Annotated in this window: 11 protein-coding genes; 6 read left to right on the top strand and 5 right to left on the bottom strand. The window is 43.3% G+C overall.

Translation table 11 applies throughout. The annotated features are described in order from the left end of the window. Positions 1-114 precede the first annotated feature (114 nt). Positions 115-1,599, bottom strand: coding sequence for a hypothetical protein (locus tag QZW82_RS21920; RefSeq protein WP_293152772.1), 1,485 nt, complete (start codon positions 1,597-1,599; stop codon positions 115-117). A gap of 579 nt (positions 1,600-2,178) precedes the next feature. On the opposite strand from QZW82_RS21920, the gene QZW82_RS21915 reads away from it, so the two are divergent. The 3 genes from QZW82_RS21915 (at position 2,179) to QZW82_RS21905 (ending at position 4,161) form a co-directional block, all read left to right on the top strand. Further along, a complete protein-coding gene (locus QZW82_RS21915; RefSeq protein ID WP_293152769.1) occupies positions 2,179-3,558 on the top strand; it encodes an NB-ARC domain-containing protein in 1,380 nt (459 codons plus the stop codon). Between the two features lie 68 nt (positions 3,559-3,626). Next, positions 3,627-3,911: a BrnT family toxin gene (locus QZW82_RS21910; protein ID WP_293152766.1), complete on the top strand. Its 285-nt coding sequence runs from the start codon at positions 3,627-3,629 to the stop codon at positions 3,909-3,911. After that, positions 3,880-4,161, top strand: a complete 282-nt coding sequence (locus tag QZW82_RS21905; RefSeq protein ID WP_293152763.1) for a CopG family antitoxin — start codon at positions 3,880-3,882, stop codon at positions 4,159-4,161. Before QZW82_RS21910 ends, QZW82_RS21905 begins: the two co-directional genes overlap by 32 nt. Positions 4,162-4,339: 178 nt before the next feature. Here QZW82_RS21905 and QZW82_RS21900 read toward each other — a convergent pair whose 3' ends face one another. After that, on the bottom strand, positions 4,340-6,691 hold the full coding sequence (locus QZW82_RS21900; protein WP_293152760.1) for a PhoX family phosphatase: 2,352 nt from the start codon (positions 6,689-6,691) through the stop codon (positions 4,340-4,342). Positions 6,692-6,912: 221 nt separating this feature from the next. Continuing rightward, positions 6,913-7,380, bottom strand: a complete 468-nt coding sequence (locus QZW82_RS21895; protein WP_293152756.1) for a hypothetical protein — start codon at positions 7,378-7,380, stop codon at positions 6,913-6,915. A 376-nt stretch (positions 7,381-7,756) separates the two neighbouring features. Between QZW82_RS21895 and folK the strand changes: the two genes are divergently transcribed. Together folK and QZW82_RS21885 are read left to right on the top strand one after the other, a co-directional pair. Then, a complete protein-coding gene (gene folK / locus QZW82_RS21890) occupies positions 7,757-8,245 on the top strand; it encodes a 2-amino-4-hydroxy-6-hydroxymethyldihydropteridine diphosphokinase (RefSeq protein ID WP_293152753.1) in 489 nt (162 codons plus the stop codon). Between the two features lie 202 nt (positions 8,246-8,447). Then, positions 8,448-8,996, top strand: a complete 549-nt coding sequence (locus QZW82_RS21885; protein ID WP_293152783.1) for an NUDIX hydrolase — start codon at positions 8,448-8,450, stop codon at positions 8,994-8,996. Positions 8,997-9,007: 11 nt separating this feature from the next. Here the strand turns inward: QZW82_RS21885 and QZW82_RS21880 are convergent, their stop codons facing one another. Continuing rightward, positions 9,008-9,160: a hypothetical protein gene (locus QZW82_RS21880; RefSeq protein ID WP_293152750.1), complete on the bottom strand. Its 153-nt coding sequence runs from the start codon at positions 9,158-9,160 to the stop codon at positions 9,008-9,010. A 138-nt stretch (positions 9,161-9,298) separates the two neighbouring features. Here QZW82_RS21880 and QZW82_RS21875 point away from each other — a divergent pair, with 138 nt between their 5' ends. Further along, positions 9,299-10,750, top strand: coding sequence for an FAD-binding domain-containing protein (locus QZW82_RS21875; RefSeq protein WP_293152748.1), 1,452 nt, complete (start codon positions 9,299-9,301; stop codon positions 10,748-10,750). Positions 10,751-11,454: 704 nt separating this feature from the next. On the opposite strand, the gene QZW82_RS21870 is transcribed toward QZW82_RS21875, so the two are convergent. After that, entirely contained in the window at positions 11,455-11,826 is a 372-nt protein-coding gene (locus QZW82_RS21870) for a hypothetical protein (RefSeq protein WP_293152746.1), read from the bottom strand. Between the last annotated feature and the right edge of the window lies 1 nt (position 11,827).

Below are 11,827 nucleotides of genomic sequence, written 5' to 3'. Positions count from 1 at the left end.
GGACTCGTAAAATCTGGGCTTCTCGCTCTAAAATCGTCATGGCAAATTACGGGAAATGGCGGTACCTTCTCGTTTTAGCGGCTTTTCATCGCTCCTGTCATCTCCGCGAATAATTCATGACACTAGCTGAATTTCAGATGCCGCTTTGGGTAAGTCTTGACTCATCTTGATGTAATCACCCTTAATATATGTTCCAAAAGTAGCTTTAATAAAGCTATCTCCACCAGAAGTATTAACATGAAAATTATCTCCGTCCATAGATTCATTCTCCGTATTATAAGAACCACTAATGAGATTAGCTAAATATTGATTAAATGTCAACTTCTCTGCAAGATTAAGAATTACCCTAATATAGGTATTACTCAATGGAGAATCACCTATTTCTGAAAGTAATTCGCTAGGTAATGCAGAAGTTTTAGGCTCTACTGCATCCCCAAAAATCTCGTCATTTTCATCATATAAGCTATTTGGCTCATACCAAGAACGTTGAACATCCTCTCTCAGAGCATATGAAATCGTAATTAGGCAAGCAGTCGTACTCGTTATCAAGGAAATAAGAAATATGAACAGAGAAAGTCCCAAGCTGGATAAATCGCGATTTGATAATTTACCAAAAAAGCTTTTAAGGGCAAGTCTGGCTAGTTCAACTCCAGAATTTACGCGATCGTTTCCGGTAAAATATTCTGCATGACGTTGCTTGAGATACTTCTTTAAAAATGCTACTTCTCCAAGATTTTCTCTGTCTTTGAGAGTAGTTTCCCAAGCTTGAATGTCTGCTGCATAATTATCTTCTGCTTGCTTTTTTACACGTTCTATTCTCTTGCAAACTGGAAGACTTTCGGTAGAAGATTGACTCCAATCAGCGCCTAGTTCTCCATATGCGCGTACATAAACTGAATCATATTCCTGGTTGCGGACGTTTGGCTTTCGATTTTCTCCTTCTAGTTGTTTGATTCTGACTCCCAATCTATTACACTCAAGAATATCCTTTTCAGAAGTAGCTAATACTTGATTTTTAGCCTTCTCCGCAGATATTGTAACCTGATTTGTTTTTTCATCGATTATTTCACTCGCTCTCAGTCTACTCAGATTTGGTTGATTTAATGTTAGTTCAACGCCAACACCAGCACTAAAAGCTTGAAGAGAACTCAATCCAACAAAGCCAAGTATTGCAGCCCGTGACCAGAGCTTATTCAGAGGATGATAACTGGCGGCTCCTGTTGCAGCCTCCTTAGTAAACTTGAGAATGAATAAATTACAAGCAGTAGCAAAGATGATTTGTACTATTAGAGTACAGTCAGAAAACAGAAAGAAAAAAATGGGATAGTTCGTAAAAAAGTCCAAGATGTTACTGCTATTCACCAAATTAGCTGTAGTTTGTGCATCCTGCCTTAATTTTGAAGTTGTCTGATTTTGTCCGTAGAATTTGGAAGGATTGGCTAAAAGCAACGTTTCAACTGATTTCTTACTCCTTATCAAAGGCGAAATTGACTCAGGAGGCTGAATTTTAATTGAATCAGAGGGCTGAATTCCAGTCAGTTGCGTGGAGTCCAGGATTTTTGAGCCGTTCTGGTGAATTTTGGATACGTCAGAGGTCATTAAGATAGCAAAGATACTTAGTTGATTTCATTTCTAGATCTAAAGATGCCACCATGACCCTCAAATATGCTTTCACTAGAGTCTCCTAGTCCGAAAACAGAAAGACTATCTACAGTCATCTTTTTTTCGCCTAGTCACCGATTCTAATAACTAGCTAAAAAAATAGATAAATAAAAAATTCCCTGATGTTCTATGATTCACTACCAACTCTTGATAAGATCCAAAAATTGACTTGTGACTCTATAATCATAAAACAACTAGCACAACTTTAATTCTAAACCCTGAAAAATAACCTTAAATGACTTGATCGAGCGAGGTTTGAGGACGCATAGACTTTAATTATACCGCATTTGTAATCTAACACAACATTAAAATGATAGAGATTTATTCCCTGAACTTATGCTTTATATCTTTTATTATTCCTTAGAGGTTTTTTTTGTCTACCCCAAAAATGCTCGATTTTGTTAGCAATTTTGTTAGCTACTCCAACTCGCCCCGCGTCAAAAATGTTGGCAAATGCCAGAAAATGTTTGAAAAAGTTAGGTATAATACGGAAAATCACAACATCCACGATGCTGCATGAATCTCAAGGAAGTGTTAAAAATGGCTGACGAGATGGTGTTTGCCAAGACGGGTCAGCACCTCGATAACTTACAAGAGGCTATTCTGCGAGGAACCATGCAAGGTGAGAAATATACCAAAATAGCCGAGGAGATTCACTGTAACGAGAGTTATGTTAGGCAGGTTGGTTCGCAATTATGGCAGATACTTTCAGAAAAATTGGGAGAAGATATTAATAAAAAGAATTTTCGCTCGGCAATGAAAAGGTTCCAATTTTCCATTGTTTCGCATTTTGCACAAGACTGTGTGCAAATAAGTTGCGTTAATTATTGTGGAGAAGCTAGACACCCGCCAAATATCCCAAATTCACACCCACCCAATCAAGAAACAGCTAACTCAAAACAAACCAGAACTCTACATCAAGATTTAAGCGAAATGCCGGAGTTGGGTGATTTCTTCGATCGCACTCCCGAACTCCAAACCCTCACCACCTGGATTCTACAACAACGCAGCCGCCTCATCACCCTCATTGGCATCAGCGGAATCGGCAAAACATCCCTAGCAGTCCAACTCGTACAGCAAATAAAAGACGAATTTGAGTGCGTCATTTGGTGCAACATCGACGCATCCCACACCCCAGATGAATTTGAACATCAACTAATCGAGTTTTTCTCCCACTCAGAAAAGCTAGATTCTCCTGCAAGTAACCCGAAACGCTTACCTCTAATTAAATATTTACAAAACCATCGCTGTTTAATAGTCTTAGATGACGTTCAAAACCTTTTCTGTAGCGGCGAATTGGCAGGAAAATACAAACCAGAATCCGAAGCATATCGCTCTTTATTCAAACAGATAGAAAAATTATCTCATCAAAGTTGCTTTCTGCTAATCGGTTGGGAACAACCCAGAGAAGTGACTCAAGTTAAAAACCACAATACTCCCATTCGTACCTTACAGCTAAAAGGTTTAGACATCGCAGCCGCAGGGGAAATACTGAGAGATTATGGGTTAGCAGAAATCGACAACAGTGAATCACTCATTCACCGCTACCAAGGCAACCCCCTATGGTTAAAAAGCGTGGCGACTCTGATTCAAGACTTGGGTGGAGGCGTGACAGAGTTATTACCAAATGATACCATATTGTTGCCAGAAGATTTGAAAGATGTTTTACAGCAGCAGTTCGATCGCCTATCCGAACTAGAAAAACAAGTAATCTCTTTGTTGGCGAAAGAAAATCAGCCGATCGATCGCGCAAAATTGCTCGAAAATAATACAATCCCGCTGTCAGATTTGGTAAATGCCCTGCAATCTCTATCGCGGCGCTGCTTGATAGAACAACAAGAAAGTAGCTACACGATTCCGCCTGTGTTGAAGCAATATGCGATCGCTTCTATGTAATTGATACAACCATTGCTTGCATTCTATGCTACACTAAGAGTCAGCAGTGATAAGGACATATAAATCAAGTGGAAATCACGGGCTTTATCTGGCTAGAGGATATCGTTGAAAAACTAGCTCGAAAACATTCTGTTAGCCCACAAGAAGTTAGAGAAGTCTTTGAGAACTTTGCAGTTTTCCGCTTTGTCGAAAAAGGGCATCGTCAGGGTGAAAATGTTTACGCTGCTTTGGGACAAACTGATGCCGGACGCTACTTGATTGTTTTCTTTGTTTATAAAGAAGATAGGCAAGCATTAATTTTATCTGCACGGGACATGACAAATGCTGAACGAAGAAAATACCGAAAAACGTAAAAGTGCTATCTCAGAAGCTGAGTCTTATCAGCAAATAGGTGAGTTTTGGGACGCTCGCGATCTGGCAGATTATTGGGAGGAAACTGATGCTGCTGAGTTTTCAGTAAATCTTCAATCGGAGATAACATATTATCGTGTTGAAGTAACTTTATCAGAGCAAATTCGTTCCATCGCTAAACGTCAAGGTGTTTCTCCAGAAACGCTTTTAAATTTGTGGGTGCAGGAGAAACTTAGCAAAGAAATAGCGTGAAGGGACTTCAGTATTAAAATAATCAGTTTGTGCTGAGGACTTCAGTCATACTTTAGTCTTATCGACAAAAAAAACCGGGTTTTTACCAAATCTGCCGACTGCGACGACATATCAAGGCAAAAAACCCGATTTCTGTAGGGGCGGTGCCCCCGTGCCCGCCTTCACGCGCAATTCCTATTTAAACAAACTGGCCCGTTGGGGTCGATCGCACGCGGCGAATCCCAATCACCGAAGGCATCGGCGATCGGCGCCTGTCATTCTCAATATTGCTCGGCCACAAACTGCCGCGAGCAACAGTCCGAGTTTGATTGAAAACAGCACCACTCAAATCCAACATTTCAATTTGACGGCTGAGTACAGTACCATCATCGATCGGGCAATCTTCCCCCGGATGCTGCACCGCAACTACTAGGGTATCTCCGATAAAAGTCGGCCCAGTGATTTCGCATCGGTTCGGGCCTTGAGCAAAAGGAATTACAGTTCCTGCATTCGGGCCGGAAGTCGGAATGTAAAACAGCCAATTGTTGCCAAAAACACCAGTAAACTCCGACACATTACCCGTCTTTTTGTGGTCGATCGTCGCTTGTTTTGCCGCAGCACCGACATCAAAACCATTGTGCGTGCTAGTAGACATATCGGTGACACCCCAAATATTACCTTGAGTGTCAAAAGCCAAATTGTCTACACTAGCAAATCCCGCCCCAGCTACTGCACCGGCCTCTCCACCTTGAGCAAAACGCTGCCAGCGGAAAGTCAAACCCGCACCGTCGGAACTATCTTCAATAATTTTGTAAATTCCTCCAGACTGCTGGGTGCTATTGAGCGTGGCAGTGTATTTAGCAACAGTAAAAATGCGAGAATCTGGATAACCGTCGCTACCCGGTGCGGCGTCAGTATAAGCAATGAAAACTTGCTTAGTAGTAGGATTAATTTCCAAATCTTCCGGTCGCGCCGTCGGAGTGCCACCAATTAAATTAGCAGCTAAAAAGGCATCAACTAAAACTGCACCTTGGCTGGTATAGAAATTAGCCAGACTTTTATTTCTGTAGCCAGCAAGTGTTGTTGCTTCATTAGTTATATCCGCTACAAATGAACCACCATCTTCAGTTTGACCTGCAATTCCGGCGCGTTTGGGTAAGCGAGTATTAGCATCTCTTTGAGCTTTGCCAAAACTTGCTAATTCCGCTTCGCCAAGTTTACTAGGACGTATCGGATTCGTCGGGCTATTTAATGCTAGTGGCAACCATCTTCCAGCACCGTTACGGTTGTATTGGGCGACGTATAAAGTGCCATCTTCAAACAAGCGGCTGTTGCTTTTATCTGCGGGATTGGTGACAGTACCGTTGCTAACAAATTTCCAGGTGTGTCCGCCGCGCCGATCGTCTCCCATGTACACTACTAACTTGCGGCCTGCTTCGGCGCGAATCGCAACGTTTTCGTGGCGGAAACGGCCTAAAGCGGTGTGTTTGCGGGGGCGGAAATTCGGATCTTGGGGATCGACTTCTACCATCCAGCCGTATTTTTCGCCGACTAAGCCGAATTCTTCGCCCGTCGTGCCCTTGGCGTAGCTGGTTTGGCCGCCATTGGGTTTGACGTTTTCCTGAACTCCGACGAAGAATAGTTCGCTACCTTGGAAGTTTTCTTCGGCGGAGAGGATGGTGCCCCAAGGGGTTGTGCCGCCGGAACAGTTGTAGGCTGTACCGATAATCCGGTTTCCCAGCCCGTCGCTGTTGACTTGGGCGAAGACTTGGGTGGCTGCGGGGCCCGTACCTGTGAGATATTTGTCGTCGCCTCGTCTGGTTCCCCAGGAGGTGACATCTTTGTATTTGTCCGCACGCTGACTGTTGATTCCGAGGCCGGAAAGTCCGTGAATGCGTCGGTTGAGTGGATCGCGCGCGATCGCCAAAAATCTGCCGTTAGACTGTTTGGTAATGCGGACGATCGATCCACCGAGATTGTATAGAAATTCGCCGAGGGTAGCCCGATTTTTTACGGATAAGTCTAAACCGAGGACAGCGCGATCGGTTGCTGGAAATGATGCCAAATCCGCCGGGGCTTCGGGCGCGATTTTCGACATCGGAAAGGATACGTACTCGTGGTTAACCCAGAGATAGCCGTCGTCATTGCTGCCGCGAATGCCTACAAAGCCCGTATAGTCGTTGTTGTAGCCGAAATAGTCGGATGGATCGGGGAAAACTCGATCGCCCCAGCGCAGAATCACATACCGTTCGTATTCCGGCGGTACAACCACATCGTCAACTACGTTGTAGCTGGTTAATCTAGTATTTTGCGAGGCCGCCATTACCGTACCCTGTCCGTTCAATGCAGTAGGCATGAAACTCGACAATTCTTTATAAACTGGGAGTGGATGAGGTAGTCTTAACGGAGTGAAAGATAGCGGACTTAAAGCAGCTTCGGCCGAGGTGGAATTGATGCCGAATAGTTTTTCAGTGAGTTGAGGCGCAAGCACAGTCGTAGCTGCACTGCTACCGAAGAAAATTAACAGTTGTCGGCGAGTTATTTTAGACATAAATTCCTGTTCAACCCAACATCCCTAATCATGATTTACCTAAAAAGTTATCACTGTTAAATTAAGGGAAGTTAACCTTAAGGTTAATTAAAGTAGGGGAATCTTTTGGTTAAGCATATGTTAAATATTTGTTCGTAGTGCGGACTTAAGTCCGCCAGATGGAGCGGACTTAAGTCCGCACTACGAACCGTTTTTATTATGGTAATTAACCGGACAGGACATCAATCATCTCGAAAAGCCGGATCGTTTTGTCGGGATGCGGGCCGGCTGGGCGCTGGCACGTTAATAGTTTGCGATCGCCCGGAATTTCCCGACGAAATATAGCTATCTTTGAATCCCAACAAATATTGAGCATCGGCAAAATACCTAGTCCACTGTTCGATTCTCGAATCTTTCTGCCACTGGCTGCGGGATACTCTCGATCGCAAAACCGGAACTAACTGTCGCCCGCGATCGGCTGTAACTATCACCGTAATTCCTGTCAATCCCGGATTATTTTGGAATTCCTGGGCGATCGACTCTTTGACTAAATCTTCCGCCTGCTGCACTAAACCCGCAAAAGATTGACTATCGTCCGAATTTAGGGTAAGATACCTTTCCTTAGTTTCTGCTAAACCGATCGATACACTTGTTGTTAAATTGATAGTTACTAGAATAATGGCAGAGAAAAGGCGGCGGTGTAAACTCATTAATTTTTAAATTGAATATTGACATTAATCAATTATAATCAACAAAGATTAACCTTAAATTAAGCTAAAATTAAAACAATATTTTTAGATCGCGATCGGGACTTATATCAAATCCGGTAGCATCATCCTGTATTCATCTCTCTTATCTCCCTCTGCGTTCTCTGCGTTCTCTGCGGTTAAATCATTCCGATTCAATCGGCAATGATATTACCCATCAAAACCAAACCACTGAGCAAAATCGAAGTGTTTGGAATTTTTGCAAACTGTAACGAAGTATTGTTAGAAAAAAAACGGTTTCTAACTACTCGTTTGTAACTCCAATGCCCAATGCCCAATGCCCAATGACCAATGACCAATGACCAATTCCAAATTCCCAATGAAATCAACAAAATGTGCGATCGCCCTTGGTAGCAACCTAGGCGACTCCCTAGCCACGCTCAAAAGCGCGATCGCAACTCTCAACAACACCCCAGGAATCGCCGTAAAATCCCATTCTAGCTGGTATCAAACCGCCCCCGTCGGGCCACCGCAACCCGATTACATTAACGCCTGTGCCATCCTAGAAGTTACGCTACAACCACAACAATTGCTAGCAACTTTATTAGAAGTTGAAATAAAATTTAATCGGATTCGCCGCGAAAAATGGGGGCCGAGAACCCTCGACCTGGATTTGCTGCTTTATGATGATTTAATCCTAGAAACTCCGACACTGACTTTACCTCATCCCCGGATGGCGGAAAGAGCTTTTGTATTAGTACCTTTGGTAGAAATTGCGCCGGATTGGGTGCATCCTGTGACCAAAAGTGCGATCGACCAAATCCTCAAAACAGCAGACTGTTCCGGAGTCCAAAAAATGAAAGTGTAGAAAATGAGCAAAATTCAGGGCGGCGATCGCCTATGATGTCAAATCCGTTGGCATCGGAATTATGTAGTGCGAGCGTCCCGCTCGCGATTTGGGTAGCGAGCCGGACGCTCGCACTGACAGCATCCAAATTATTATTCCGATGCCACCGGAAACGATATCATGTCTTAAATCGGTGCAATCAAACATTATTCGCTTCTCACTTATGTCGATCGGTCAAGAACTACCCCAACTGCTCAAACAGCGCCTATTTTACCAAGGGCGCAAATTCAACTTTGATGTAGCCAGCCTCCGCCTTCCCAACGGTTCCGAAGGCGATTGGGAATGTATTCGCCACCCAGGCGGAGCACTAGCAGTTCCCGTTACCCCCGAAGGTAAACTCGTCTTGGTGCGACAATACCGTTTCGCCGCCAAAGGGCGGATTTTAGAATTTCCCGCAGGTACAGTCGAAATCAATGAAAACCCCGCCGAAACTATCAAACGGGAAATCGAAGAAGAAACCGGATATCGCGCCGGAAAATGGCGGGAATTAGGCAAATTCATGCTAGCACCCGGTTATTCTGACGAAATCATTTATGCTTTTTTAGCACAAGATTTGGTCAAACTAGAACAGCCGCCAGAACAAGACGACGATGAAGACATGGAGACAGTTTTATTCACTCCAGAAGAATTAGAAAAAGCCATCTTAGCCGGGGAACCAATTGATGCGAAATCTATTTCTAGCTTTTTCTTAGCCCGTCCTTTTTTGACTTAAAGCAAAGTTGTTCAGTTGACAGTTGACAGTTGACAGTTGACAGTTGACAGCACTTGACAAAGGAAGGAAGAGGATTGGACTAATAAATAGTCTGATTTGAATTTCTCCCGATCGGGGTTCCGGCTTTCAACCAATTCTTTCTGGTAACCAGCCCCCGGATTCATTGATTCGCATCTTTAACCGGGGGAACGAGCGGGATGGAGACTATAAAAAGCTCTGCATTCTAACAATCCCCGGCTCGATCCGTGGGAGTCAATCTAAAATCTAAAATCTAAAATCTAAAATCTAAAATCTAAAATCTAATGTCTGATTTAATTTTATTTTGGCACCGTCGCGACTTGCGTATTTCTGACAACATTGGACTAGCAGCAGCGCGCCAGCAAAGTCCGAAAGTAGTCGGGATTTTTTGTCTCGATCGCAATATACTCGATCGCGATGACATAGCGCCCGCCAGAGTTACCTACATGATAGGTTGCTTGGAAAAACTCTCCTCACGTTACAGCGAATCAGGCAGCCAATTACTAATAATTCAAGATGACCCGCGTATGGGAATACCGAAATTAGCCGCGGCACTCAATGCTAAAGCAGTATTTTGGAACAGAGATGTAGAACCCTATGCAAATGAGCGCGATATATCAGTATCAAACGCCCTCCAACAAGCAGGAATACAAGTTAAAAACTTCTGGGATCAAGTTCTGCACGCCCCCGACGAAATCCGGACTGGTACAGGGAATCCCTACACAGTTTATACACCATTTTGGAAAAAATGGAACAGCCAACCAAAAGCCCAACCTGTAGAGACACTACCGATAAATTATCCGGAATTAATGACCGGATTAACCGCAGAAGAACAAGAAATAGCCAACCAAACAGGTGTAACAAAAACCCTGCCAACGGCCTTGAGTTTGGGATTTATTTGGGAAAATCCATTAGTAATAGAACCCGGAGAAGAGGCCGCACACAAAAAATTAGAAGAATTTTGCGAAAACGCAATTTACGAATATCAAGAACAGCGCAATTTCCCCGCAGTTAGCGGCACATCCCAACTCAGCGCCGCCCTCAAATTTGGTGCAATAGGCATCCGCACTGTTTGGCAAGCTATCCAGACAGTGATGGACAGTTGTCACAGCGAAGAATCCTGCACAAGTATCCGCACTTGGCAACAGGAAATAGCGTGGCGGGAATTTTACCAACACGCCATGTACAACTTCCCTGAATTAGCAGATGGGCCCTACCGTAAAGCATTCAAAGACTTTCCCTGGGATAACAATGAAAAGCTGTTTCAAGCTTGGTGCAGGGGCAAAACTGGCTATCCAATTATTGATGCGGCAATGCGGCAGTTAAATCAAACAGGTTGGATGCACAATCGATGTCGGATGATAGTTGCTAGTTTCCTCACGAAAGATTTAATTATTAACTGGCAGTGGGGCGAAAAATACTTCATGCAAAAATTGATTGATGGCGACCTTTCTGCTAACAATGGCGGCTGGCAGTGGAGTGCATCGAGTGGCATGGATCCGAAACCTTTGCGAATATTCAATCCCGCCAGTCAAGCTCAAAAATTTGACCCGGAAGGGGAATATATTCGCCACTGGGTTCCAGAATTGCGCCGAGTGGATACTAAGCTTTTGCTAACTGGAAATATTTCGCCTATAGAACGTCGGCTGCTTCATTATCCCGATCCAATTGTAGATCACAATCAGCAGCAGCGCAAGTTTAAGGAACTTTTCAAGCAGCAAAAAATCGTTGAGTAAGTAAATGATTTTTGGTTTGTAGTGAGGACTTCAGTCCTTCTTATAGGTGTTCGTTATTAGGTACGTATTTGCGCTTGGGCGCTCTTTATATATCAATAAGGTTTACTTAAGATTGTCCTTCGAGAGGAACGAAGCAAACTGTATCTATTTTTCATAGAAGTTTCACGAGTAGCAGTATATGAGCGAACCGTATTGCTTTATATATAAGAAAGAGCGCTCAAGCGCAACTACGTACCATTGACTACCAGTTTTCAGTTAACTGTATTGCTTGATATATAAGAAAGAGCGCTCAAGCGCAACTACGTACCATTGACTAGCCATCTTAAGTTAACCGTACTGGAGCATCCCGGTTTTGCAAAAGCCTCAAATAGCCAAGAGGTCGTGTCGTCCAGCACAACGAAGTTTTAGCATCTTGTTATGACATTTTTTTGCAACCATTGAGTTCCGGAGATTTTCAACTTTCTATCTATTTGTTTGACAGTCGATTCCACCGCGCCCGAGCCAATGGAACAAATCTTGTCTGATGATAATTGGTCATAGTTAACAATTCTAGAACGATGCTTTTCTAGATACTTACAAAAGTTTTTAGCGGTTTTTTTGCGACAATTTTTAAATAAATTTAGGGTGGATTCGACCTGACCTTGCCACAAAAATTCCTTGGCTTTGGCTAGAGATTTCAACGATCCTCCCACTTTATATAAATTTTATATTAAATGATACCAATCTAATATTTCTCGTCGGTTTTTACCAGGATTTAACTGGCTTATAATATTCCATATTCCATCATGCCCATCACCCAAACAAGTTAATATATCGGCTAATGGCTGATGGTTTATATAGTTAATTAACTCTTCATTCTCTTGATAAAAAGCCCCATAATAACTTTCATGTAACCGCACGGCTTTATAATCTTGCCAATGAGACCCTTCGCCCAACTTCCCTCTGAGACGGACTTTCCCTCCATCTATGCTTGTTTCTTTGACCTCTATTTTGGCACGAGGTTCTGACGATTCTTGTTTTTCTACCAATCGATGTAAACAAGTATGTCCTATCTTTACTCCTGTCTGAACTTCCATT

It is taken from the genome of Microcoleus sp. bin48.metabat.b7b8b9.023 (assembly GCF_013299185.1).
Taxonomy (GTDB): domain Bacteria; phylum Cyanobacteriota; class Cyanobacteriia; order Cyanobacteriales; family Microcoleaceae; genus Microcoleus.
The sequence above is the reverse complement of the archived record's forward strand: the minus strand, read 5'-3'. Positions and strand labels throughout refer to the sequence as shown.

Coding starts and splice junctions, on each gene's coding strand:
- QZW82_RS21920 (WP_293152772.1), bottom strand. CDS start 1,599: ATGACCTCTGACGTATCCAAAATTCACCAGAACGGCTCAAAAATCCTG.
- QZW82_RS21915 (WP_293152769.1), top strand. CDS start 2,179: ATGAATCTCAAGGAAGTGTTAAAAATGGCTGACGAGATGGTGTTTGCC.
- QZW82_RS21905 (WP_293152763.1), top strand. CDS start 3,880: ATGCTGAACGAAGAAAATACCGAAAAACGTAAAAGTGCTATCTCAGAA.
- QZW82_RS21900 (WP_293152760.1), bottom strand. CDS start 6,691: ATGTCTAAAATAACTCGCCGACAACTGTTAATTTTCTTCGGTAGCAGT.
- QZW82_RS21895 (WP_293152756.1), bottom strand. CDS start 7,380: ATGAGTTTACACCGCCGCCTTTTCTCTGCCATTATTCTAGTAACTATC.
- folK (WP_293152753.1), top strand. CDS start 7,757: ATGAAATCAACAAAATGTGCGATCGCCCTTGGTAGCAACCTAGGCGAC.
- QZW82_RS21885 (WP_293152783.1), top strand. CDS start 8,448: ATGTCGATCGGTCAAGAACTACCCCAACTGCTCAAACAGCGCCTATTT.
- QZW82_RS21880 (WP_293152750.1), bottom strand. CDS start 9,160: ATGAATCCGGGGGCTGGTTACCAGAAAGAATTGGTTGAAAGCCGGAAC.
- QZW82_RS21875 (WP_293152748.1), top strand. CDS start 9,299: ATGTCTGATTTAATTTTATTTTGGCACCGTCGCGACTTGCGTATTTCT.
- QZW82_RS21870 (WP_293152746.1), bottom strand. CDS start 11,826: ATGGAAGTTCAGACAGGAGTAAAGATAGGACATACTTGTTTACATCGA.